Genomic DNA, 25434 nt, shown 5'->3' with positions numbered 1-25434 from the left:
GTCGTATGCTCAGTAAATAAGCCATCCGCCTCTCTCATCTCTCAGAAACATTAAAGTTTCCGCAAGAATTAGCACCGTGCGTTTTACACGCCGGTTGCCGGGCTTCATCGGGCTAGTCCCTCCGCCTGCTCTTGATAAGAAAGTAGTCTATTCAATTTTCCGCGGTTTCATTTCACCTTCACTTTAATGCATTCTGACAATTGCGTCAAGATCCTCTATTCATATCCTTGACATTTAGATGAAAAAAACGATTGTTTTTAGGCTTGAATGTAAAGCTGACGCGGGAGTATACTAGACAAGAATTATTTCATTTATTTGACTTATAAAGGGGTGCATATGGACATGGAAGGCGACCGACCGAAGCCTGAAAACGATCGAATACGGTTACTGCCGGCCAAGTCCGATTCAGCCGGCAGTTTCCTCTGAAGAAAGAAAGGAGTGACTCCGGATGAAAATCCGCCTTGTTAGCAATGGCATGTTCACCACTATTGAAGATATTAACGAAACACTTATTCCCTCGAAAGAAGGATTTTACTGGATTGACGCTGATGTGGAGGATCTTGCTATTTTACAGCCCCTATTCAGCATGCACGATCTGGCAGTTGAGGATTGCCTCAGTGAAGAGGAGCAGCGTCCAAAAATTGAAATTTACGAAAGCCATTATTTTATTGTAATCAACAGCATACGATTTGATGACGAAGAAATCTTCCTAAGGGCACTCAATATTTTCCTTGGCCGCCATTTCATTATTACGGTCACCAAGCAAAAAATTAACGAGCTTCGTTCTCTAAAGCCTGTGCTGTGGGAACAAGAGGTTAGCCGGCCCGATTATTTCTTGTATCATCTCGTCGACATTGTTGTCGATAATTATTTCCTCGTTGGCGACCGCATTGATACGCGCATTGAAGCGCTTGAAGAAGATATATTAATGCACACTAAGAAATCGCATTTGAACGAAATCATCGGGCTCCGCGGTGAAATATTGTGGCTGAGGAAAGTGCTCGGTCCACAACGCGATGTCATTGCAACGCTTAACAAAAAAGATCTGAAGCTCATTGATGATCAGCTACAAAAATATTTCAGCGATATATACGAGAACGCCTTGAAAATTGCCGAGTCCTTCGATACGTACCGCGATCTCATGGGCAACTTACGCGAAGCTTATCAGTCCAGCGTATCCAACCGTGCCAATGAAATCATGCGCGTATTTACAGCAATTACGACTATATTCATGCCGCTGACCTTTATAACCGGCATCTATGGGATGAATTTCGATTTCATTCCAGGCCTTCACCTTCGGTTAGGATCATACATTTTACTTGGTATCATGCTGCTGCTTGGCATAAGCATGTTTTATATTTTCCGCAAAAAAGAATGGCTCTAGAGACCTGTGCCATATTCATTACAGAGCTGCACTCGTACGGGCAATTTATGCCTAACGAGCTGCAGCCTTTTTGCTGTAATGGCCGCTATCCTTTATAATAGTAGAATATGAGTTTGAGCATTAAGTACCTATGAGAGGGGGATTGACGTGAATATTAGTCAGCTTGAAACACTCCTTACGATATCCAAAACGATGAGCTTCAGGAAAGCTGGCGAGCTGCTGAATCTCACACAGCCAGCTGTTTCGGCACAAATCAAAAGCCTTGAGGATGAATTCAAAACGATTCTCATTAATCGCAATCAGCCAGTTACATTAACGGAACACGGACAAGTTTTTTTGGAGCATGCGGAGCAAGTTCTTTCGATTGTGGAAGAACTGAAGCAGAAGCTTTCCGATATGAACCTTACGCCGCAAGGACACATATTACTCGGAACTACGGCTTCAATAGCGATTCAGATTTTACCGCGCGTGCTATCCTATTTTCAAAACCAATTTCCTTTTATTAAAACAACGATTCATTCCATGCCCTCATCCCAAGTTATGGCCAGTGTCGAGAACGGGTCAGTCGATATAGGGATTACATATCTTTCTGAAAAAAATCCGAACGTTTCCTCCTCCGTCCTTTATTATGATACATTTGAGCTCGTCGTTCCTCCTTCCCATCCCATGAGCAGGTTGACGCATACGACAGTTGATACGCTTAAGGACATTCCAATGATTATGCTTGCTCCAGACACGCTTGGCAGGAGATTTGTCGATCAAATTTTTCGTAAATACAATATTCAACCCAATATCGTAATGGAGGTTTCCAGCAGCGAGGAAGTGAAGCGCATGGTTGAAATTAATTTAGGCGCCGCAGTCGTATCCAAACTTTCGATAGCAAACGAACTCCGTATGGGTACACTAAAAATGATAAAGGTCAACGAGCTTGAAATAAGTCATCCCGTTGGCGTGGTTTATAAATCAGGCCGTTACATCAATACCGCACTGAAGCAATTTTTAAGTGATCTAAAAGGCATGCCTGAGCATCAATTCATTAGCAGCGAGTAGTCGACAAGAAGCTTCCACTAGACAAAAAACTAGGAGAGATAAAAAATGAAATTCGACTTACATACCCATCATTTTAGATGCGGCCACGCCGACGGCAATATCGAGGATTATATTTTAGCCGGAATTGAAGCCGGGCTTCAGGTTATCGGCATCTCGGATCACTCCCCCTTCTTTTATCATGAGAATGATCAGCCTTCGCCAGGCATTGCAATGGCAAGAAGCGAATTCACCAATTATGTTAATGAAGTATTGCGGTTGAAGGAGAAATACGCAGGCAAAATCGAGGTTATGCTTGGAGTAGAATCGGATTTTTTTCCTAAATATGTAGACAGCTACAAAAAAGCATATGAYGGCGTGCCCTTCGATTATATCATTGGTTCTGTTCATCAAGTTGGCGACGTCAGCATATTCAATCGCAATCGGTTTAAAAACTTAAATGAACAGCAGCATATTGAAGTGAAGCAAAGCTACTATGATCTTATCAAACAATCTGCACGCAGCGGCATGTTTGATATTTTGGGACATATCGACGCGATGAAGGGGTATTACCCTGCTTTCTCCGATATACCTGCTAATAAAGAAATTGACGATGCTTTGCAAACGATTGCCGAATGCGGCGTTTCCATAGAGATTAATACATCAGGCAGTACCAAAGATGTAGGCGGATGGTATCCATCGGATGCAATCTTGGAGCGAGCACTACATTTTGGCGTAAATGTGACGTTTGGTTCGGATGCGCATAAGCCAAGCAGAGTTGGCGAAGATTGGGAGCTCGTACAGAAAAGGCTGAAGGAAATAGGCTTCTCACAGTGGGTTTTTTATCGCAAGCGCCAGCAAGTTATTGTACCGATATAAGAGCTCATGAGGGGCTTTAGACAAAAAAAGTGGACCTGCACGTCGCAGGTCCCAAAAGGATATATTAAAAAGGGGGTCTTGTTTATTATAATAGCCCACTAATGTAATGAGACGATAACAGAACTATTTCATTTGTGTAACAAATTTGAGGGGTTGGAAAACGATGTGGCTCATTACAGCCATCAGYAGCGCTGTTTTATTTGGACTAGCAGGCTGGTGGATGAAAGTATCACAAATGCGGGGCGGCTCTACAAGAACGCTGCTGCTCGGATTGTATGCTTCTGGAACGTTAGGTTTTGGGGTGCATGCGACGCTTGAAGGAACGTTTTTCTTTCTTGCTGATCCGAGGGTATGGATTGCAGGCATCATAATAGGAGCAGGCTCAGCATGGGGAAACGCTTTGTTTATGAAAGCATTGCATTTTGGACCCGCCAGCTTGACCTCTCCCCTAACGAATATGAACATTATCCTAGTTGTTGCTTTAGCGACTTTGTGGTACAACGAGCCGCTCAGCGCTTCGGAAGCAATAGGCATTACGCTGCTTCTGCTTGCTGTCGTCTTTATTGCTCATAAACGAAAGGAACCGCTCACGATTATAGAAAAAAGATGGTTCATTCTCGTCTTTTTGGCAGTCGTGCTATTTGCGCTGCGCAATGGCGGATTAAAGGTCACCGATGAGTTGGATCTTCCTAGCGCCCCGATCCTGTTCATCGCTTATGCCCTCTCTCTCTGCTGGTTTCTCATCCCGGTCAAAACGACCGCTGCACGTTCCTCAGAGCGAACTGGGCTTTGGCTCGGAATTGTTGCGGGTCTGTTCTCATACGGAGGATTGCAGCTTTATGCAGTCGCGATTGCTACTGGACAAGCGAATCTTGCAGCGCCTATCTTTGCTACGAACAGTCTCGTCGTAGCAGCTGGCGCTATTATATTTTATAAAGAGAAGTTGACGATCCTGCAGTGGGCAGCCTTTGCTTGTACCATTCTTGGGTTGATTGTTATTCGATTGTAATTAGCGAACGCTTTTCCTGTATTTTCCTAACTTTTATATAGTAAATATAATATACGATCAAACAATCGCATTCCCACTGAAATTAACTTACTTTTAGTTTGTTCGTATGGTACAATAGTATTACAAAAAGCGGGGTGATACGGTTGGATTATTCGACAATGTGCCCAAAGTATGAAGCCGCAGCCGACATTTTAGGCAAGAAGTGGACTGGCAGAATTATTCGGGTATTGCTTGGAGGACCAAAAAGGTTCAAAGAGATTAAGGAACAAATTCCCGAAATGAGCGACAAAATGCTAACGGACCGGATGAAAGAGCTTGAAACATTAACGATTATCAAACGTCAAGTTTATCCAGAAATGYCTGTACGTATTGAATATGAGCTAACCGACAAAGGCAGGGAGCTTCAGCCAGTCATTGAGTCCATTCAAACTTGGGGCGAACAATGGATGTAAGATAAAAAACCGCTTAGGCGGTTTTTTTTATTGCCTTCTCTTCTTTTATCTGGAATTGACAAAGGATTATTTATCTACTATCATTGATAATAATAATCAATATCACAATAGACAAATAAAAAACCCCCGATCAGATCGAGGGTTTCCTATAAATCATTTGGACTACATGCCAAGCCATTTTTTGAATAGATGTTTGGTTGTATCTTTATTGATTGCTGCGAGTGAAGTCGTAAGCGGAATGCCCTTCGGACATGCGCGAACACAGTTTTGCGAGTTGCCGCAGCCTTCGATGCCGCCATCTGTCATCAGTGCATCCAGACGTTCTTCCTTGTTCATCTCACCCGTTGGATGAGCATTAAACAAACGAACCTGTGAAATTGCAGCAGGACCGATGAAGCTGTTCCGATCATTTACGTTCGGGCACGCTTCAAGGCACACACCGCAAGTCATACATTTGGAAAGCTCATAAGCCCATTGACGCTTCGTTTCTGCCATCCGCGGTCCAGGACCCAGATCATACGTTCCGTCGATTGGAATCCATGCCTTAACGCGTTTCAAGGCACCAAACATGCGCTCACGGTTAATAACAAGGTCACGAACTACTGGGAATGTTTTCATTGGTTCAAGACGAATCGGCTGCTCAAGCTTATCGATCAAAGCGCTGCACGCTTGACGAGGCTTGCCGTTGATGACCATTGAGCATGCGCCGCATACTTCTTCCAAGCAGTTGGAATCCCAGCATACAGGAGCCGTGCTTGCTCCATCTGCCTTTTTCGGATTACGTTGAATTTCCATCAGGCCGCTAATAACGTTCATATTAGCGCGGTAAGGAATTTCAAACTCTTCCGTATATGGTTGGGACTCAGGAGTATCTTGGCGAGTGATGATAAACTTAACCGATTTTGTAGCTACAGTCGTTTCAGCCATCATTATTCTCCTTTCTTCTTGTCGCTCGAGTAATCACGTTTACGCGGCTTGATCAAGCTTACGTCGATATCCTCGTAAGAAATTTGTGGACCTTCCTTCGTCCATTTCGCAATCGTCGATTTCATGAAATGCTCGTCGTCGCGTTCTTGGAAGTCTGGTTTATAATGAGCGCCACGGCTTTCGTTGCGCAGCAATGCGCCTAGCGTCATTGCTTCAGAAAGCTCAAGCATGTTCCAAAGCTGACGAGTAAAGGCAACGCCTGCATTGTTCCATTGCGCTGTATCGTTAATGTTGATATTCGCATAACGCTGCTTCAGCTCTTTGATCTTGTGGATCGTTTGCTCCAGCTTGTCATTAAAGCGAACAACCGTCATATTGTTCGTCATCCATTCGCCTAGCTCTTTGTGAATGACATATGCATTTTCAGTACCCTTCATATTAACGATGCTGTTGTACTTGTCCGTTTGACGCTTGTTCTCGCGGTCAAATACGGAGGAAGCTACATCTTCAGCTGATTTCTTCAAGCCTTTGATATACTCAACAGCTTTTGGTCCAGCTACCATACCGCCGTAAATAGCGGATAGCAGAGAGTTGGCGCCAAGTCGATTCGCACCATGATATTGATACTCGCACTCACCGGCTGCAAACAGACCAGGAATGTTTGTCATTTGATTGTAGTCAACCCACATGCCGCCCATTGAATAGTGAACCGCTGGGAAGATTTTCATCGGGATTTTCCGTGGATCGTCGCCCATGAATTTCTCATAGATTTCAATGATACCGCCGAGCTTAACATCAAGCTCCTTCGGATCTTTGTGAGACAAATCAAGGTAAACCATGTTTTCTTGGTTGATACCAAGCTTCTGATCTACGCACACGCTGAAAATTTCACGAGTCGCAATATCACGAGGAACAAGGTTTCCGTAAGCAGGGTATTTTTCTTCTAGGAAGTACCAAGGCTTACCGTCTTTGTACGTCCAAATCCGTCCGCCTTCACCACGCGCTGATTCCGACATCAAGCGGAGCTTGTCATCGCCTGGAATAGCTGTTGGGTGAATTTGAATGAACTCGCCGTTTGCGTAGTTAACGCCCTGCTGGTAAACTGCGCTGGCAGCTGTGCCGGTGTTGATAACAGAGTTCGTTGTTTTGCCGAAAATAATACCAGGACCGCCTGATGCAAGAATAACTGCATCTGCACGAACCGTGTGAACTTCCATCGAGCGAAGATCCTGTGCCGAAACACCGCGGCAAATGCCGTCATCGTCAACAACAGCGCCAAGGAATTCCCAGTGCTCGAATTTGTTAACTAGTCCAGCTGCTTCCCAGCGACGAACTTGCTCATCCAGTGCATAAAGCAGCTGTTGACCTGTCGTTGCGCCTGCAAATGCTGTACGGGAATGCTTCGTGCCGCCGAAGCGACGGAAATCCAGCAAGCCTTCGGATGTACGGCTGAACATAACGCCCATCCGGTCCATCAAGTGAATAATGCCTGGTGCCGCATCACACATTGCTTTAACTGGCGGTTGGTTGGCGAGGAAATCTCCGCCGTATACGGTATCGTCGAAATGCTCCCATGGAGAATCGCCTTCTCCTTTTGTATTAACAGCGCCATTGATGCCGCCCTGTGCACATACTGAGTGGGAACGTTTGACCGGTACTAGTGAAAACAGATCAACGTGAACGCCAGCTTCTGCTGCTTTGATGGTAGCCATCAAGCCTGCAAGACCGCCGCCTACGATGATAATTTTATTTTTAGCCATAACGTTTCGCTCCTTGTCTACAAACTAACCGATATTCGTAAGTGCCAATGCAGCACTTGCAGCTTCTTTGAATTGATCTCCGCTGAATGCAATAAGCGAAAGAATAAACAATGCTGATACGACTACAAAAACGCCCATGCAAATATATGAAGAGATGCGTTGAGCTTTCGGGCCAATCGTAATGCCCCAGCTGATCAGAAACGCCCAAAGGCCGTTGCTGAAGTGGAAAACAGCTGCTAATACACCAATAACATAAAGTACGAAGTAAGTAGGGTTGCTCGCAATTTGATTCATCGTTGATCCCAGTTCCTCATGGTTGATGTGGCCGAGATAAACCTGAATCCGAGTTTGATATACGTGCCAGAAAACGAATACAAAAGTAATTACCCCAGTTACCCGTTGAGCGGTAAACGCCCAGTTCCGGCCGTACTTAAAACGTCCCGTATTCGTGTTCGATTGGTAAGCGACATACAAGCCGTAAATACCATGAAACAATAGCGGGAGGTAAATGCCGAAAATCTCGAGCAGCGGCAGCACGGGCATGCTGTTAATGAGAGTTACGCCTTTGTCAAAGCCTTCAGGCCCGCGTTCAAACGCCTGGTAGTTAGTCAGACCATGCACGACGATAAATCCGCCGAGTGGAATGATCCCGAGAAGCGAGTGAAGCTTGCGCGAGAAATACGAATTTCCTTTCATGTCATTCCTTCTCCTTTCAAAACTGTGAGTGCTAGCATGCTTTTTCTTAAAATATAAGAATGTATCGGTTTCCCCTTTATACATTGCTTATATTCCAGCGCAAACGAGGTGCTGTGCAGCCAATGGTTGTCATCAGCAGTTTACGCTTGGCAAATCATTCTACATTGTAACCCCAGCATGTATGTCCGTCAACAAAACTCGACACATATTAGCCACACTTCCCATCCTACTCCTTTTAAGCTTATAATGGAATTGCTTATTTTTTATAATTTCTTATAACAAAATGACATAAGGGGTTTCATTCATGAATGAAGAGATGCATGTCTTCACCGTTATTGTGGAACAGTCCAGTATGAACAAGGCTTCCGCCTTGCTAAACCTGTCTCAGCCTGCACTTTCTCGTAAAATTGCCAAGCTTGAGCAGGACCTGGGCTCTCCTTTGTTTCATCGCATCGGAAAGCGGCTGGAGCTTACTCGAATTGGGCAATTGACCTATGAATATGCTTTGGAGCTTCGCCAGCTTCATCGCAAATATTTGCAAACCGTCTCTGAGTTCACCTCAGCTGGACATACGACCCTTACTATTGGCGCAAGCTTGACGACGCTTCAAACGACTTTGCCCGATCTCATTCAAAGCTTAACTTCAACTCATCCGGAGATCGACATTAAAGCGATTACCGGCAAGACGCATGAAATCGTATCGCTCGTACGAGATCACAAAGCCGATATCGGCATTGTCGCCTCTAGTATTGAGGATTCAACGCTGCGGTGTATTCCGCTGTTTGAGGATCATCTATCGCTCGTGGTGCCTCGTAATCAGGTCATTACCGATAAAGGCACGCTGGGTATACAGGATGTGACCGGCATGCCGATGATCTTGTTCTCCAAAGGCACTTGGTACAGGTTGTTGACCGACGAGCTGTTTGACAAATATCATCTTCAGCCGGATGTGCGAATGGAAATTGATTCGTTTGAAGCTATACTTCGGCTGCTGCATACTTGCCGTGCTGCGACGCTCCTGCCTCAATCATATATGCGCAATCAACTGCTTGAAGACAATGATCTTACCGTCATTCCCATTCGAGAACTTGAAGATACAAAGCGTACCACCTCGCTCATTCATGCGGATTCGGCCGCCCTCAGCCCGTCCGTTCGTCTATGGATCAACGAGCTTGCAGCAGGCTTCCCCAGCAAAAAGGACAGCAGCTTTTAAAATAGCTGCTGTCCTTCAGCATTTCCAATATTACACTTCCAAATCCATTTCAGCCTAATCTGCTTTTTCTAATAATAAGCCTTTTCCACTACATAAAAAAATTAACGGATAACGGATGCTTCGAAGTCTTCTATTTGCTCATTTGTTCCTATAATAACCATGACATCACGAAGTGAAAGGACATCCGTTGCTGTCGGTGCGATGATGATGCCATTGGGCTTATTTATGGCTACGATGCTACATCCAAATCTAGCTCGCGGATTAAGATCATGCAATGACTTGCCATCCAAGCATTGCGGTACGGCAAGCTCGGCAATCGTATACTCTTTGGAAAGCTCGATATAATCTAATAGATTTGGGGATACAAGCTGATGCGCAACTCGAATACCCATATCGCGCTCAGGATAGACCACGCGGTCGACACCGATTTTCTCAAGCACCCGGCCATGTAGTTCAGTCAAAGCTTTCGCTACAACTTGCTTCACTTCCAAATCCTTAAGCAGTATGGTTGTCAAAATGCTGGATTGAATGTCATCGCCAATCGCGACAACTCCGCAATCAAAGTTTCTTACACCCAAGGAGCGCAGCGCTTCTTCATCCGTACAATCAGCTGATACAGCATAGGTTAGAATACCGCTCATGTCCTGAACGGCTTCTTCATCCTTATCTATTCCAAGCACCTCATGGCCAAGCTGGACGAGTTCGCGCCCTAAGCTCGAACCAAATCTCCCTAAGCCGATGATGACAAATTGTTTCTTTTTAATTCCCACTTGCAAAGTCTCCTATCCAATCGTAATTTTGCCTTCTGGATGCCGATAAAGCTCTTTCTCTGTACGAGGCCCAAGCGCGTATGCGAGCGTCAGGGGTCCAAGTCTTCCGGCAAACATGGTTAATGCAATGACTATTTTCCCAACAAGGCTCAGCTCTGGCGTAACACCAACGGATAATCCTACTGTTCCAAATGCTGATGTCGCTTCAAACAATAGCTTTATAAAAGCTTGATCCTCCGTCATCGACAAGATCATCGTTACAATAATGACAAGCGATAAAGAGATCAAAGTAATCGTGAGTGCTTTAAAAATTCTGTCTTTGCCTAATCTGTAACGGAAAAGAACGATGTCCTCTCGTCCTCTAATCATTGCAAATACAGCGCCGACCAGCGTTGCAAAGGTTGTTGTTTTGATGCCGCCGCCCGTCGAGCCGGGCGAGGCGCCAATAAACATTAATATAATGGTGAAAAACATCGTTGCTTGCCGGATAGCCGTATAATCAAGCGTATTGGCTCCTGCCGTCCGCGGCGTTACCGACTGGAAGAACGAGGACAAAATTTTCCCGCCCCAGTCCAGAGAGCCCAGTGTCTTCGAATTCGAGAATTCAAAAATAAATATGACGAGTGTCCCTACTGCAATAAGTGTTCCTGTCATAGATAGCACGACCTTGCTGTGCAGCGACAGCTTGCGGTTTTTGCGGAACTCCATCAGGTCCGACATAACGACAAAGCCAAGTCCGCCCGAAATGATCAGCATCATAGCTGCAATATTGACGACTGGATCAGAAACGTATAAGGTCAAGCTGCGATAGTTCCCAAAAATATCAAAACCAGCATTGTTAAACAATGAAACCGCATGAAAGGCTCCAAAATAAATCGCTTTGCCCAGCGGCATATCAAATGCAAACCTCGAAGCAAACAACGCAGCGCCAATAAGCTCTATTGTCAATGAATACACAATAACGCGTCTAATCAAACGCACGATGCCTTCCATGCTCGACTGGTTCATGGATTCCTGCAGCAAAAGCCGCTCACGCAGCGAAATCCTCTTGCGAAGTACGAGCGCTACCAGCGTTGCCATCGTCATAAATCCGAGTCCGCCAAGCTGGAACAGGCACATTAATATGATTTGACCCCATATAGAGAAATAAGTTCCAGTATCAACGACAACTAACCCTGTTACACAGGTTGCCGAAGTTGCCGTAAACAGCGCATCTATAAAAGGCAATCTCTCACCGCTTACCGATGCAAAAGGCATGGATAATAATAAGGCACCCAGCAATATAATAAGAGCGAATCCACTTACCAAAATACGCGGGGGTGACCACTTCAAAACATTCCAACTAACCTTCATCCATTTCCCTTCTTTTTGATTATGTCATATTGTCATTTATTGTTTTTAAGCATAAAAAAAAGCACTGGAAACTCAAGTGCTCGTGCGATGAGTCCTGTTCCAATACGCCTTCGAGGTTAGCTGACGGATTCGGGCCTGGACAGGCAGCCCTATTCAGCGGAAGAAGACGATGCTTCACCGCTAAAATTCACCCCATGCTATCTAATGTTGAACTGCTTTGCTTTCAGCAGGCTCATCCATTTAGACAACTTTATGGTTCCCCCGATTTCCTTAGGAAATTCGGCTATGCTATGCAATTAGTATGACGATAACGATTATAATCCCTAAGCACTCCTGATATAAAGGTGACGTTTATGACAAACAGGACGATATTAGCTCAAATTAGGGCAATGGGACGAACCAGCACATAGCTAGCTTGCTGGACATCGTTATTTCGCATTTTTTTGAAAACAAACGGTCATTTTCATTGGATAATTTAGGGATTCATATGTTAAGGTAATAAAATGAGCTATTTATTATGAAGACAGTTGAGGTGAAACTATGATTGATTCTATTAAACCCAATGAATGGAAACGATTTATATGGGCAGCAGTTGCTTGCTTTATTATTTATGGGGCCGTACAAATCGTTCCAATGATTACGGCCATCTCATCTGGCGAAATGAATACCAAGGTCATTACGAAATCAGCGGCGGAGGATAAGGCGTCTGCATTTGTTGAAAAAGAAACAGGCTTGAAGGTGAAATCGGCTAAAGCCGTACATCAAACCGATAAAATTATGAATGGCTACTTATCAAAATATGAGCTAGTCAAAGCATATACGGATAAATATGACCCCATGTTTCCTACAGATACATTTCAGGTTGATCTTAAATTCGTAGGCGGCGGCAGCGGATATATTTATCTGCATATGCATAGCGGGAAAGTCGTAGCTTGGAACTTGAAGCTTGAGGGGGAACAGCTATCAGATGCAGATAAAGCAAAAGAAGCTATTGCCTTCCTAACTGCAGGAAATTTCAGCGGTACTGAATTCATTGGCGGTCAAATATTGCCTAATGGTGATTGGCAGCCTCAGCCTCCTGCAGGTTATTCCATTAAAAATGCTCATCTTAACGTATTGGTTAACGCTCTTGTCGTGAATGACCGTACGATCATTACTAAATATAAACCGATATTCGAAGCACCATCCGATTACATAAACTATGTAGAGAAACAAGATAAAATAGCTGGATACCTTACCTCTATCGGTTATCTGTTCATGAGCTTCGTTTTATTCGTCTTAGCTATTATTTACTCCGTTTTGTATCGAAAACATACATCCTTTAAATACGGAATCGTATTAACGATCATTTATTTAATTACTTATACGATCATGAATTTAAACGTTCTGGATGGTATCCGGGCTACGCTCGGCGAGACGGATATGGCAGGCGCTACCGTATCGATCACTGCCATCGTAAGTGTTCTGCTAGCGATTCCAATGGCAGGTTCCATTTATGTATCCATTGTTGCCGGAGACGGCCTCTGGAAGGCGCAGGGCCGCGCTTTATGGCCGCGTTTTGGTCAAAGAGGGTATGGCGATTATGTTTGGCGCAGCGTCGGCTTGTCCTATTTATTCGCGATCATCTTATTCGCAATTCAATCGGTTATCTTTATCGCCTTAAAGCTGTCCATTGGCACTTGGGAAACATCAGATGCCTCACAATCCCCATACAATATGGGCATTCTTTGGCTGATGCCCGTGCTTGCTTGGGCTGCCGCAATTGGCGAAGAAGCCGTATTCCGCTTCTTCGGTATTGGACTATTTCGCAGGTGGTTTAAAAACACGTTTGCCGCAGCACTGCTGCCTACCTTCTTCTGGGCGCTCGGCCATGTGATGTATCCTTTTTATCCGTCTACGACGAGATTGTTTGAGCTGATGATTATCGGGCTGTTGTTCAGCTTTATCTTCGTCAGATACGGCTTCATTACAGCCATGTTCACCCATGCCATCTTCAACAGCGTTGCAGTTGGCCTATCCTTGCTCACTATTGGAACAGCACCGAACATAATCTCGGCTATTTTCTTCTCCGTGCTGCCGGTACTGATTGCATTTGTTCTAAAATATTTAAGTCACAAAAAAGAGAAGAAGCCGTCTATGACGACGACTCCTCCCCTAGGGCAGCTATAATTTGCGAAGCTAATTTATCACCAATAGATAGAGGCCGGAAGTCTTCGACTGAGGCCTCTTTTATTTTTTTGATCGAGCCAAAATGCTTGAGCAGCAGCTTGCGTCGTTTCTCGCCAATGCCCGGAATCGAATCAAGCTTCGACTCCACCATGGACTTGGCGCGCTGCTCGCGGTGGAATGTAATCGCAAAGCGATGCACCTCATCTTGAATGCGCTGCAGCAAATAAAACTCCTGGCTGTCCCTTGGCAAAGGAACAATCTCCGCAGGATCTCCAGTCATAAGCTGTGCTGTCTTATGCTTCGCATCCTTCACAAGACCACAAACTGGGATGTATAAGCCAAGCTCATTCTCAAGCACGTCGAGCGCCGCTGATATTTGCCCTTTGCCCCCATCGACTACGATCAGATCCGGCGGAGCTAATTCCTCTTTCACCACACGCTCGTAGCGGCGCCGTATGACCTCGCGCATCGTTTCGTAGTCATCTGGACCTTGTACTGTCTTAACCTTGTATTTACGGTACTCCTTGCGATCTGGCTTGCCGTCCGTAAAGACAACCATAGCCGAAACTGGATTCGTACCTTGAATATTGGAGTTATCAAATGCCTCGATTCGGCGTACTTCATCCAGTCCTAGCCAGCCTGCAAGCGACTCTGACGCTTTAACGCTTCGTTCCTCATCTCTTTCGATGAGCCTGAATTTCTCGTCCAGCATCACCCTTGCATTATCGATAGCCATCGTTACGACCTCACTCTTGCGTCCGCGCTGCGGCATAAGCACCTTAACCTTCAGCCAGCTGTGCAAGGATGCAATGACATCGTCAGCATGCGTAGCGGCTGCCTCATCAACTGCTGCCACTCCGCCCGCTGATTCCACCGCTTCCAGCTCAGGCGGTATTGGCAGCAGGATTTGCTTAGGCAAAGCCGGATTATCGCTATAATACTGCGTAACGAATGTCATGAAATCATCATACTCTTCCCCGTAATAAGGAAAAGTTGTGCCGTGCCGCTCAATAAGCTTTCCTTGGCGCATGTACAATATTTGAACGCACATCCAGCCCTTATCTACTGCAAAACCAAAAATATCACGGTCAAGCGCATCGGACATCGTAATCTTCTGCTTCTCCATGACCGCATCGATTGCAATAAGCTGATCCCGAAGCTCCTTCGCCCGTTCAAATTCGAGCTTCTCGGCTGCTTCCTCCATCTTGCGCTGCAGCTCATTTTTCACGACATCTTGACCGCCGTTCAAAAACTTTGAAATTTCTTGAATCATCCGATCATATTCGCTCTGCTGCACATCAAATTCACATGGTGCAATACATTGTCCTAGATGATAATACAAGCACACCTTATCAGGAAGTGTCTTGCACTTGCGAAGCGGATATAGCCGGTCCAGAAGCTTCTTTGTCTGCTGAGCGGCATAAGCATTCGGGTAAGGGCCAAAGTACTTGCCCTTGTCTTTAATGATACGTCTTGTGACCTCGAGCTTCGGATGTTTCTCGTTCGTAATTTTGATATAGGGGAACGTTTTATCATCCTTTAACAGGACGTTATATCTTGGATGGTATTGTTTAATTAAGTTGCATTCTAAAATAAGTGCTTCCATATTGCTAGAGGTTACAATGAATTCAAAATCACGAATTTCAGATACGAGCCGCTGCGTCTTGCCGTTGTGGCTGCCGTTAAAATAAGAACGCACGCGATTTTTGAGCACTTTTGCCTTGCCTACATAAATGATGACGCCTTCGCTGTTTTTCATGAGGTAACAGCCTGATTGATCCGGGAGCAAAGCTAGTTTGTTCCGTATCGTCTCTTTTGCCTCTGCAAGCTGCTGCTCTGCCTGCTCCCGATCCGTTTGCTGATGATCCATGCTCTCGCCTCCGACTGCCAAATGATTCTGTTCATATTTTATCATAACTCGGCTATACTTTGTTTTACAATTGTCACCGGTTCTGGCTTTACAACTGTTTATCTGTTTGAGTATACTAATATAAGTTGAATAAACCGATACTACATAAAGACGACCGTAAATTGGTTGTTACTTACGCAATCGGTCTTTTTCAAGGAGGACGTCAACGATGGAAAACGTAAGAGACCCGCGCGAGCATTTTAACGAAGAGCCTCGCCATGACTTGATGGACGTCGTGTTCGGCTTTGGCGGCATGCTCGGTTTAATGACCGTCATTTTCGCTGTTGCTGTAATCGTGAAATTCATCATTTCATAAGAAAAAGGAGCAGCGAGCTGCTCCTTTTTTTTGTTGCCTATCAACGATACGCAGCTGATTAATCAGATATAATTCCGCTATGCTTGTTGCTTTCTCATTAAATAAGGATACAAGAAAATAAGTCCGAGTATATAAAGCAATAACGCAAACAACGCAGGTGAAAGATGCAAAAAATCGATATAACCGATGGATAGATGAACACTTAAGCCCGCATAGAAGCCCGGTGCTCCGCCAAGCAGCAGCGTCCACCATATCCAGCGCGATCCCTGCTGGATTCCCCATAGCGCAATAATAAGAATGGCCAGCGCAGCACAGAACAACGCTCCGCCAAATCCTGCTCTATCATGGGCTATTAACGGGATGAGTTTCAAGTTCGCCCCATTCAGCTCGTTATGCGTCGTATTCAAATAAACCAAATCTGACTGTACGAACACCTCTGTAATCCCAACGCCTGCGATCGTTAAACCGCCTACAGCCAGCGCAAAGCCCAAAACAACAAAACAAAATTGTCCATACATCGCCAAACGCCATAATCGATCATTACGAACATTAACTGGCAAGCGATAGGGCTGATCCGGATTTCTGCGCATGGATAGCAGAAACATCGGGAACAAAACCGCAGCAGCTAGCGCATGCAGCGGGTCGAAATAACCGTAGCCAAGAAATAAGAAAAAGCTTAAAAATCCAACAATACCAGACGTCATCAAAGCTGTTCGAGCCCAGTGCAGACTATACTTTAATCCATGTCTAGCCAATTGAACATACAATATGCCGATTGTAATCATCGTTCCGGAAAGCGTAATTCGGTCATGAGACATAAAATGCAGCAAATGATGGTTGACTTGCTTCAGTTCGTCCAGCGTCATGTCTATAAAATTCAAGTCATAGGACAGCAGCACCGTAGTCGCAGCAATAATCCAAGACAATATCCCGCCAATAATCATGCCGATTCCAAGCAGGAGCATCCAGCCCCAATGCTTCCAGAATGATGGAGTCACTTGCGCAGGAAGATCTCGGACCTGCTCATAAATGACAGCTTCATTAATCCGTTTTGGCAGACCAGGCCCTGCATAAATCAGTCCGCTGTGAAGTAGAACGGCGTTAGCGCCTGCTTTCAGCAAATCTAACGCATCCTGCGGCTCATGCACGCCCCCGCCCGCTTTGATTAGCAAGTGGGAACAGCATTCCTTTCGCAGCAGCTTTATTTTGGCCAAAGTAAGCGCCTTGGCCTCTTTACCCATGCTTGCGGCATAGCCATCGTTGTTATCATCGCAGATTGCTTCTCCAATGACCACGCCTCTCCAAACTCCCTCTGCTGCGTGGATCAGGGAGATTAAGCTGTCATTAGAAAAGTCAGGCGGAACATAAATAAACAAAGGTTTATTAGCATGCGGTTGTGCGGAAGCGTATCCGGCTATGCCTTTCAAAATAGTGAGGGCTTCTTCGAGGCTCCTTGATGAATGCAGGACATCAACATAAAAACCAGCCGCACCCGCTGCACTTAGCTGCACCAGCATGCTTTTAAGTTCGATTAGAGCCTGCTCGCAAGAAGCATGCGGCATTGGAGCAATTCTTGCCAGCTGCGGCAACGAATGTCCGGGCTTTCCCATACGCTCAGCATATTGCTCTACACCATCGTTTTCATAATAATCTGGATATCGAATGGTTTCATTTAGGATGTCATTCGTTATAGGCTTATCACTCTTAATTTGCTTGACGGTGATTGGACCATGCTCGATAAAACCGATTCCAAACTGAGCCAGCGCTTTATGCGCCACTCCTTGCGGATCTAGACCGCCTGACAATCCCACACTTGTAGTTAAGGAAATGCCTGCTAGCTTCTGCTCCAAGTGAGGTGATGGCTCCATATGCCCAAGTGTACGAATGACAAAAGTACCGCCTGGGATACTGCTCAGCGTTCCCATTGCTTTTAGAGTCAGTGTTCTGCTGAGCCTAGAAGGAAGCCTGAATAAAAGAGGTCGAAACAAGGACTGATAGGACCAATCCGGCATTAATATTCTCCTTATGGATACTTTTCTTCCAGTATACAACAAACCCAATGCCTGCGCGGCATTGGGTTTGTTGTATTTTTATCGAATCTATTAGGGAGCTACTGCACAATTCTAAGCGCTTCGCCCGTTGATGAATTGTCCCGCTGCTTCGATTGCTGTGAAGATTCGGACGGAACCTGCTGCTTCTGAGAGGGACCATCATAACGTGTTCTTTCCGTCCGGTCGATCTGTACAATTCTTCCATCATGAACAGTGATCGTTACATGCCCATAATTAAGACCCGTTACTTGTTCAGAAATACGCTCCAGCCATTGCGCATCTAACTCTAGCGGTTTTGCCATTTCAAACCCCTCCATTATTGTCATTTATTCAGCTTTCTCCGCTGGCTTCTGCGTGCCAGACTTCCACTCTACAATGCTCTTCACGATCATCGTTACGACCGCTAGCATGACGAGCAAAGAAGCAACGGCGAATGAGGCTGAAAATTGATACTCGTTATACAAAATCTCAATATGCAGCGGCAGCGTATTCGTTTCTCCGCGGATATGGCCGGATACGACAGATACAGCGCCGAACTCGCCCATGGCTCGTGCGTTACACAAAATAACGCCATACAAAAGCCCCCACTTGATGTTTGGCAAAGTAACCTTCCAAAAGATTTGCCAGCCTTTAGCGCCTAAGCTTGCAGCTGCTTCCTCTTCTTGGACGCCCTGCGCTTGCATCAACGGAATAAGCTCGCGAGCAACAAAGGGGACCGTAACAAACACGGTTGCAAGTACGATTCCAGGAACTGCAAATATAATTTGGATGCCACGCTCATCGAGCCAAGGACCAAAAAAGCCCTGTGCGCCAAATAACAGCACATAGATCAATCCAGAAATGACTGGCGACACAGCAAACGGCAAATCGATTAACGTAATTAAAATATTTTTACCGCGAAAGCGAAATTTACTGATCGCCCAGGCCGCAGCAATACCAAAGACCGTATTCACAGGAACTGCGATTAATGCAACGATAAGCGTGAGTTTAAGCGCTGACAAAGCATCCGGCTCCGTAATCGAATCAATGTATACGCCTACACCTTTTTTTAATGCTTCAACAAATACCGATGCCAGCGGCAGCAGGACAACTAATCCAAGAAACAGCATCGCAATGATAATAAGCAGCCATTTGACGGGACCTGATTCTGTAATATGCCTCGGACGTTTGGAAGCTTCTGCATTCGTGTGTACTGTAATTGCTCCAGCCATTTGTATGAGCTCCCTTCTTAGTCTGATACTGTGCGGCGATTCATTCGCCACTGCAGTAAATTAATGACTAGCAGCATCAGGAAGGATACAACGAGCATTACGAGTGCAATGGCAGTAGCGCCAGCGTAATCGTATTGCTCCAGCTTCGTCATGATGAGCAGTGGAGTTATTTCTGTTTTCAGCGGCATATTGCCCGATATGAACACGACCGAACCATATTCTCCGATACCTCTTGCAAAGGCTAGAGCAAAACCAGTTAGTAGTGCTGGCAACAGCTCAGGCAAGATGACCTTCCAAAAGGTTCTTAAACGATAGGCTCCGAGCATAACTGCCGCTTCTTCCGTTTCTTTCTCCATATCCTGCAGCACCGGCTGTACCGTACGAACAACAAACGGAAGTCCAATAAATATTAGTGCGATGGTAATACCGAGCGGGGAGTAAGCAACCTTGACGCCGAGTGGTGCGAGCAATGAGCCAATCCAACCATTCGGTGCATAGATCGCAGTTAAAGCAATGCCAGCCACTGCAGTTGGCAGTGCAAATGGCAGATCCACTAAACTGTCGACGATTTTTTTGCCTGGGAACTGATAACGAACGAGCACCCATGCAATTAATAGGCCAAATACCGCATTAACAAGTCCGGCAAAAAATGCGGTTAGAAAGCTGACTCGATAAGATGCAACGACACGAGCATTCGTAACCGTGCTCCAGAATTCAGACCAGCTGAGCTCTGCCGTTTTGAAAAAAACGGCAGTCAGCGGAATCAATACAATAATGCTAAGGTAAAACAATGTGAATCCAAGCGACAAACCAAAACCCGGCAGTACGTTACGGGGCTTGGAACCTTTCATGTGAAGTCAGCTCCAATCTTGTTTATGCTTTGCATTATGAGCCTGGTGTGTAAATTTTGTCGAAAATGCCACCGTCTGCAAAGTGTTTGGTTTGCGCTTCTTTCCAGCCGCCAAAATCTTTATCAATCGTGAGCAATTCTAGAGTTTTGAATTGATCTGCATACTTTGCAGCAACTGTCTCCGAAATTGGACGGTAGTAGTTTTTAGCTGCAATTTCTTGGCCTTCTTCTGTGTAAAGGTATTTCAAGTAAGCTTCCGCTACTTCACGAGTTCCGCGCTCGTCTACCACTTTATCCACTACAGCTACTGGAGGTTCAGCAAGAATACTTAAAGAAGGATATACGATTTCGAATTTGTCTGGACCAAGCTCATTGATCGATAGGAAAGCCTCATTCTCCCAAGCAAGCAGTACATCGCCAATTCCGCGTTCTACAAACGTTGTTGTTGATCCGCGTGCACCGGAATCCAGTACAGGTACATGCTTAAATAATTGTGTAACAAACTCCTGTGCTTTCGCTTCGTCATTTCCATTTTGCTTAAGCGCATAACCCCATGCAGCAAGATAGTTCCAGCGAGCTCCGCCAGATGTTTTAGGATTTGGAGTAATAACTTCAACTTTGTCCTTGATTAGATCGTTCCAATCCTTAATGCCCTTTGGATTTCCTTTACGAACTAGAAATACGATTGTTGATGTATAAGGAGCGCTGTTGTGCTCAAACTTTGATTGCCAATCCGCATTAATTAGCCCTGGCTCAACGATTGCATCGATGTCATAACCAAGTGCAAGTGTTACAACATCCGCCTTCAGGCCATCAATAACTGCGCGGCCTTGTTTACCAGACCCGCCATGCGATTGTTTTATCGTCACGTCTTGACCTGTTTCCGCTTTCCAATGTTTCGAGAATGCCGCGTTAAATGCTACATAAAGCTCACGAGTAGGGTCGTAGGATACATTCAAAAGCTCAACTGGCGGTTTTGGTTTATCCGTAGGTGCGTCTGTTGCAGCTGTATTAGTTGCCTCGTTAGTAGGCTTATTCGTTTCTTTGTTTGTTTTGTTGTTGCCGCCTTGACCGCAAGCAGCCAATACAAGCACTAATGCCAATAAAATAACAACGGAACGAACATGAGTAATTTTCTTCATCTTTCCATACACCCCTTTTTTAAATTAACAGGCTTTCAGAAACATTTATGAAGTTTACTTCCTGTGAGGATGTTTCTCCTGGATAGGTGTTTGCTCCGGTTCGTCCGGTCGGAAAACATTATTCCTACCTGCTTAGTTGGTTATGGAAGAATCTTACCAGCGAGCCCCACTTTCTGTCAATACTTAATTTCAAATAATTGATAAGTCCTATAAGAAAGCTTTATATGCTAGCAGAACGAACGACACAGTATAAAAACAGCACTCATCCTGAATACGCTTTCAACCATATTGAGATTAAGCTTGATGCTGCTGCTATCCTTAAACAAAATAAAAGCTTTGGTCAACAAATTCCGCGAATAGGAATCCGTTAACCAAAGCTTTAATCAATTACTTTTGTCCGCGCTTGTTTTCGCCGGTAACCATAACGACTTCAACGTAAGGCCGTATACGGTCCATTATACGCTGTCCCTTATGCAGCTCATCGCCATCCTTGCTCGTAAAGCTAAAATGCCTCTCCAGCGCCTCCAGCTCGTAGTTGGAGGTGTAGAACGTTGGCTTGCGCTGCATCCGATAATTCAAGATCGCGCCTAGTACATGATCGCGAACCCATGGATTTAAATTTTCCGCGCCCATATCATCAAAGATAAGCAGGTCGGTTTCCTTCATCATCTCGACCGTTTCCTTCAGCTTGCCAGGCTCATGCATGAGCGTCTTCAGATCTTCTACAAAGTCAGGCATGTAGACGATCACTCCAGAATATCCAGCCTTCGCAAGCTCATGAAGCAAATAACACATTAAAAATGTTTTGCCTGTACCAAAGCGGCCTGCCAAATACAAGCCTTCCTCCTGCAAGCCATGCTCTTTCGTGCGATCGATATATTTCTGAACCTGCCCAACCGCCTTTGCACGCTCAAGATCTCTCGTAATAATCTCAGCTGACGAATAGCCGCGCTGCAGCGCCTTCTCGTCTATGTAGAAGCTTCTGATCCGGCTTCTAATCTGATCCTCATTCTGACGAGCGTTAAATTTCTTGCATGCTACCTTACGGTCATATAACTGCGTTAGTCCATTCACCGTATCAGAACTAAGCAGCGTATAGTGGCCTTCAAAATCATTCGGGCAATTGTCTAAGCCCGGACAATTGGTACAGTTCCTGTATTCCGTCACATATTGATAAACCCGATTCAAATTAAGACGGATTGTCTGCTCATCCAAATCCGGATATTTAACGCGAAGCTTCTCAACAAGCGGTTCTGCAAGCAGCTCAGTCAGCTTATGCTCCGCCTTTTCCGTAAAGGCTTTGCCGGAAGGCCAAGCCTTCAGCAATTCGCCCATCGACTCCATCATCTGCTTACACCGCCTTTATCATTTACCGTCTAATTTCCGAGCCAGCTTCAACAGCTCTTCAAGCTCATCGGCCGAAACTGCCGAAGCCGATTGATCTTCCTGTACGATTGGAATAGAAGGCTTACGGGATGTGCCCCTGCTGCTGCCTCCGCTTCTGGAGCCGCCTTTCGAGCCGTTATAGCCTCCGCCAGCGTAACTGGTCGCAGCTTCCTTGCGGCGCTCCTTATCCTGCTCCACCTGCGCTTGCTCTCGCACATAAAGCACTGCTTTCTCGAATGTATCGATTTGTTTCACAAGCATGTTCGATGCTACGGCATCCAAAAATGTTTTTGTCACCCGCTGCGCATCGTTAGCTCCGATAACATAATGTATAAGTACGTTTATAACAGGGGCAGCTAATTTATAATTGAGGTCGATGCGTTCAAACACTCGTTCAATCCAATCCGGTACTGCTCCGGGGAAAAAGCGCTGAAGAAACCGTGTATGTGGTTCATTTCGCATCAGCATATTATATTGCTGAACATCACAGCGGCCGCTAAGCTGATTTGGAACTTGCAAATAATGCTGCTCTTGCACTTCGTATTCCTCGGTCAATTCATCAGGATCAACCGTCTCCTCGTCCGCAACAACTTGCGTGCGTGACAGCGCTCGCTGCCGTTCGCCTTCCCGCTTCTTGTCCTGCCTATAAAATTGATTAGCCCGCAGTTGAAGCTCGTCAACATTCAGTGTGCCGCTCTCTCCAAAAATGCCGTCCTCATCAAGCAAACGACATATATCCACTACAGCCAAATTATATTTGTAAGCTACATAGTTTACCTGCGAGAGTTGTTCTTCATCACTTCGCAGCCGCTCCACGAACCGCCGATTGGCGGAATTACGAGGAAAACGCAAAATAATTTCTCCATAAGGTATGCCTGCTGTTGCTTGTGCCGGCCTAGCGGCAGATTGCCGCGATGGCGCAACCTCTATCAACGCTTGCTCAAGCTCATTGTCTACGGACTGCATATTAAGCTTAAACAGCTCATAGAAAGGCACGGATATATTTTCTTTCGTTAACTTCGCTCCTGCCAGCTCATCCGGTTCATTAGCGCCAAATGATTCTCGAAGCGAGATTACCGCATACTTGCCAACCTTATCGCGCAAGAGCATCGTTAAATGCATATTGCGAAAAAATTCGACTGGCGACAACGGCTGCGACATCTCGTATTCATAAATAACATCTGCATTATCAGGAACGCCTAATCGTGACGTTTGCAGCAATCCAACAGCCTCCAGCTTCGAAGCCTGCTCGATAAGATGCTTGCGTCCGCGCTCGTTCATCTCCAGCCCTAAGCCAAGAAACAGCTTGCGCTGCGGCTCAATCGAAGAGTAGCCCGAGGTGCCTTCGGCAATGCCATGATACAGCTGCTGGTAAAATGCGACGGCAAATGCGCCAATCATCGGCTGATAGATTAGCGACAGCATTTTGTAGTCGAGGCTGCTTAGCGAAAAATCGCGAAAAATGTAATATCGGTGGTGTTCAGTGTACTGCAATATATTATTGATGCGCATAGCATCAGCTCCATCCTTCACTAACATTCTATCATTTTAACATAAAAACCGATGTTCAGGACGAGTCGGAAAATAGAAAAATCCCCCGAAGGAGGGATTTTTTTTTCAAATATAAGAAGGCATATCATTCGTTCCTTCTGCTTATCTTATATTTTTCCGTCAAAGCTGCTTCAGCATCCAGTGGACGCTGAAGGCGTTTTTGCTTGGCTTAAAACATTTTGTAGCCGCCCTTGCGCAGCGCCTGAATCGCCCATCCGCTTACGTATGCGCCGATTAGTGCTCCAATTACCGGTATGTAATCAAAAACCGTGTAGTGAGCAAAGTTTTCAATCGTCGTTGACGCCGACTGATCCCAAGGAGCCCAAATGCCTAATACAATTAATGCGATAACAAATAAATATATCGGGAACCACGTTGTTTTTAACAACATATTCAAAATAAAGCCAATGCCGAACATCATAACTAAAAACAGCACGGTTGCAATAATTAATTGAAGCATCCAAACTTCCCCTTTCACACTCTCGTTTATTAGTTTAATTAATGGTTAGATGGAAGTCAATTATATGAGGACAAATGTCACAAGACCGCCATTTGCTCACTCTGCCCTCCTTACGATACAATGACTAGAGCATCATTATGGAGCTTGAAGGGAGCATTTATACGATGAGTGAAGCAGCACAAACATTAGAAGGCTGGTACGCGCTGCATGATTTCCGCAGTGTGGATTGGACCGCTTGGCGCTTAGCCGATGAAAGTGAACGCAGCCGCGCGCTGGACGAGCTGCAAACGTTTTTGCAGCAATGGACCACAGTGGAGGAAAATAAAGAAGGCAGTACAGCCGTTTATTCAATCGTTGGTCAAAGAGCAGACTTCGTATTCATGCATTTGCGTGAAACACTAGAGGAGCTTAACGAACTTGAAACGGCGTTTAACAAAACAACGTTCGCAAGCTTTACATATCCGGTATTTTCATATGTCAGCATTGTAGAGCTGAGCAACTACATGGCACAACCGGGCTCTGATCCGATGCAAAACCCGGATATTATCGCTCGATTGAAGCCGACGCTGCCAAAAGCAAACCACATCTGCTTCTACCCGATGAACAAGCGCCGGGATGGACAAGACAACTGGTATATGCTCGCAATGGACGAGCGTAAAACGTTGATGCGCAGCCACGGGATGATCGGTCGCCAATACGCTGGCAAAGTTAAACAAATCATTACCGGCTCTGTCGGCTTCGACAACTGGGAATGGGGCGTTACACTGTTCGCCGATGATGCGTTGCAATTCAAGAAGCTGATTTATGAAATGCGCTTTGATGAAGTGAGCGCTCGTTACGCTGACTTCGGCGATTTTTATGTCGGCAATTTCTTGAATGCAGAAAAATTCCAAGCTTTGCTGAAAATATAATAGAAAGAA

At 45.4% G+C, this 25434-nt stretch carries 23 protein-coding genes and 2 riboswitches; of the genes, 9 read left to right on the top strand and 14 right to left on the bottom strand.

Annotation, left to right across the window (positions count from 1 at the left end; all coding sequences use genetic code 11):
- Positions 1–31: 31 nt before the first annotated feature.
- A riboswitch (SAM riboswitch) is annotated at positions 32–141 on the bottom strand.
- Between the two features lie 307 nt (positions 142–448).
- From corA to AB4Z50_RS05855, 5 genes are all read left to right on the top strand, one after another.
- Positions 449–1384, top strand: a complete 936-nt coding sequence (gene corA, locus AB4Z50_RS05875; protein ID WP_076267586.1) for a magnesium/cobalt transporter CorA — start codon at positions 449–451, stop codon at positions 1382–1384.
- A gap of 147 nt (positions 1385–1531) precedes the next feature.
- Positions 1532–2434: a LysR family transcriptional regulator gene (locus AB4Z50_RS05870; RefSeq protein ID WP_076267585.1), complete on the top strand. Its 903-nt coding sequence runs from the start codon at positions 1532–1534 to the stop codon at positions 2432–2434.
- Positions 2435–2479: 45 nt separating this feature from the next.
- Complete coding sequence (locus AB4Z50_RS05865; protein ID WP_441876792.1) at positions 2480–3289, top strand: histidinol-phosphatase; 810 nt, start codon at positions 2480–2482, stop codon at positions 3287–3289.
- A 163-nt stretch (positions 3290–3452) separates the two neighbouring features.
- Entirely contained in the window at positions 3453–4298 is an 846-nt protein-coding gene (locus AB4Z50_RS05860; protein WP_441876789.1) for an EamA family transporter, read from the top strand.
- Positions 4299–4441: 143 nt separating this feature from the next.
- Positions 4442–4750 (top strand): winged helix-turn-helix transcriptional regulator, encoded by a 309-nt coding sequence (locus AB4Z50_RS05855; RefSeq protein WP_441876786.1) that lies wholly within the window; start codon positions 4442–4444, stop codon positions 4748–4750.
- A gap of 162 nt (positions 4751–4912) precedes the next feature.
- Here AB4Z50_RS05855 and sdhB read toward each other — a convergent pair whose 3' ends face one another.
- From sdhB to AB4Z50_RS05840, 3 genes are read right to left on the bottom strand one after another with little or no spacing between them, the layout of a single operon-like run.
- On the bottom strand, positions 4913–5677 hold the full coding sequence (gene sdhB, locus AB4Z50_RS05850; protein ID WP_441876783.1) for a succinate dehydrogenase iron-sulfur subunit: 765 nt from the start codon (positions 5675–5677) through the stop codon (positions 4913–4915).
- Between the two features lie 2 nt (positions 5678–5679).
- Positions 5680–7437 carry a succinate dehydrogenase flavoprotein subunit gene (gene sdhA, locus AB4Z50_RS05845; RefSeq protein WP_076267580.1) on the bottom strand — a complete coding sequence of 586 codons (1758 nt, stop codon included), beginning with the start codon at positions 7435–7437 and terminating at the stop codon, positions 5680–5682.
- 24 nt (positions 7438–7461) lie between these two features.
- A complete protein-coding gene (locus AB4Z50_RS05840; protein ID WP_441876780.1) occupies positions 7462–8133 on the bottom strand; it encodes a succinate dehydrogenase cytochrome b558 subunit in 672 nt (223 codons plus the stop codon).
- A gap of 304 nt (positions 8134–8437) precedes the next feature.
- On the opposite strand from AB4Z50_RS05840, the gene AB4Z50_RS05835 reads away from it, so the two are divergent.
- Positions 8438–9346 carry a LysR family transcriptional regulator gene (locus AB4Z50_RS05835; protein WP_076267578.1) on the top strand — a complete coding sequence of 303 codons (909 nt, stop codon included), beginning with the start codon at positions 8438–8440 and terminating at the stop codon, positions 9344–9346.
- A gap of 101 nt (positions 9347–9447) precedes the next feature.
- On the opposite strand, the gene AB4Z50_RS05830 is transcribed toward AB4Z50_RS05835, so the two are convergent.
- Positions 9448–10110, bottom strand: a complete 663-nt coding sequence (locus AB4Z50_RS05830) for a potassium channel family protein (RefSeq protein WP_076267751.1) — start codon at positions 10108–10110, stop codon at positions 9448–9450.
- 18 nt (positions 10111–10128) lie between these two features.
- A complete protein-coding gene (locus AB4Z50_RS05825; protein ID WP_339204413.1) occupies positions 10129–11469 on the bottom strand; it encodes a TrkH family potassium uptake protein in 1341 nt (446 codons plus the stop codon).
- A 90-nt stretch (positions 11470–11559) separates the two neighbouring features.
- A riboswitch (cyclic di-AMP (ydaO/yuaA leader) is annotated at positions 11560–11764 on the bottom strand.
- A 245-nt stretch (positions 11765–12009) separates the two neighbouring features.
- Here AB4Z50_RS05825 and AB4Z50_RS05820 point away from each other — a divergent pair.
- Positions 12010–13638, top strand: a complete 1629-nt coding sequence (locus tag AB4Z50_RS05820; RefSeq protein WP_441876776.1) for a CPBP family intramembrane glutamic endopeptidase — start codon at positions 12010–12012, stop codon at positions 13636–13638.
- Here AB4Z50_RS05820 and uvrC read toward each other — a convergent pair.
- Positions 13604–15508: an excinuclease ABC subunit UvrC gene (gene uvrC, locus AB4Z50_RS05815; protein WP_339204416.1), complete on the bottom strand. Its 1905-nt coding sequence runs from the start codon at positions 15506–15508 to the stop codon at positions 13604–13606. The two genes, AB4Z50_RS05820 and uvrC, sit on opposite strands and share 35 nt — an antisense overlap.
- A 208-nt stretch (positions 15509–15716) precedes the next feature.
- Here uvrC and AB4Z50_RS05810 point away from each other — a divergent pair, with 208 nt between their 5' ends.
- Positions 15717–15863 (top strand): YqzM family protein, encoded by a 147-nt coding sequence (locus AB4Z50_RS05810; RefSeq protein ID WP_144376731.1) that lies wholly within the window; start codon positions 15717–15719, stop codon positions 15861–15863.
- Positions 15864–15940: 77 nt separating this feature from the next.
- Here the strand turns inward: AB4Z50_RS05810 and AB4Z50_RS05805 are convergent, their stop codons facing one another.
- The 8 genes from AB4Z50_RS05805 to AB4Z50_RS05770 form a co-directional block, all read right to left on the bottom strand.
- Complete coding sequence (locus AB4Z50_RS05805) at positions 15941–17875, bottom strand: hypothetical protein (protein ID WP_441876772.1); 1935 nt, start codon at positions 17873–17875, stop codon at positions 15941–15943.
- 98 nt (positions 17876–17973) lie between these two features.
- A complete protein-coding gene (locus tag AB4Z50_RS05800) occupies positions 17974–18216 on the bottom strand; it encodes a YezD family protein (RefSeq protein ID WP_076267573.1) in 243 nt (80 codons plus the stop codon).
- A 24-nt stretch (positions 18217–18240) separates the two neighbouring features.
- On the bottom strand, positions 18241–19125 hold the full coding sequence (gene cysW / locus AB4Z50_RS05795) for a sulfate ABC transporter permease subunit CysW (protein WP_339204419.1): 885 nt from the start codon (positions 19123–19125) through the stop codon (positions 18241–18243).
- Positions 19126–19142: 17 nt separating this feature from the next.
- Positions 19143–19976 carry a sulfate ABC transporter permease subunit CysT gene (gene cysT / locus AB4Z50_RS05790; RefSeq protein WP_441876767.1) on the bottom strand — a complete coding sequence of 278 codons (834 nt, stop codon included), beginning with the start codon at positions 19974–19976 and terminating at the stop codon, positions 19143–19145.
- Between the two features lie 34 nt (positions 19977–20010).
- Complete coding sequence (locus tag AB4Z50_RS05785; RefSeq protein ID WP_076267570.1) at positions 20011–21117, bottom strand: sulfate ABC transporter substrate-binding protein; 1107 nt, start codon at positions 21115–21117, stop codon at positions 20011–20013.
- A gap of 387 nt (positions 21118–21504) precedes the next feature.
- Complete coding sequence (gene dnaI, locus AB4Z50_RS05780; protein WP_076267750.1) at positions 21505–22461, bottom strand: primosomal protein DnaI; 957 nt, start codon at positions 22459–22461, stop codon at positions 21505–21507.
- Positions 22462–22482: 21 nt separating this feature from the next.
- A complete protein-coding gene (locus AB4Z50_RS05775; protein WP_441876764.1) occupies positions 22483–24015 on the bottom strand; it encodes a helicase DnaB in 1533 nt (510 codons plus the stop codon).
- 208 nt (positions 24016–24223) lie between these two features.
- The gene (locus AB4Z50_RS05770; protein ID WP_076267568.1) at positions 24224–24514 is read right to left on the bottom strand and encodes a YuiB family protein; all 291 of its coding nucleotides are present in this window, start codon (positions 24512–24514) and stop codon (positions 24224–24226) included.
- A gap of 164 nt (positions 24515–24678) precedes the next feature.
- On the opposite strand from AB4Z50_RS05770, the gene hemQ reads away from it, so the two are divergent.
- Positions 24679–25425 carry a hydrogen peroxide-dependent heme synthase gene (gene hemQ, locus AB4Z50_RS05765; RefSeq protein WP_441876761.1) on the top strand — a complete coding sequence of 249 codons (747 nt, stop codon included), beginning with the start codon at positions 24679–24681 and terminating at the stop codon, positions 25423–25425.
- Positions 25426–25434 lie beyond the last annotated feature (9 nt).

The sequence above is a fragment of the Paenibacillus sp. 2TAB26 genome (genome assembly GCF_052115145.1).
Lineage (GTDB): Bacteria > Bacillota > Bacilli > Paenibacillales > Paenibacillaceae > Pristimantibacillus.
The sequence above is the reverse complement of the archived record's forward strand: the minus strand, read 5'-3'. Positions and strand labels throughout refer to the sequence as shown.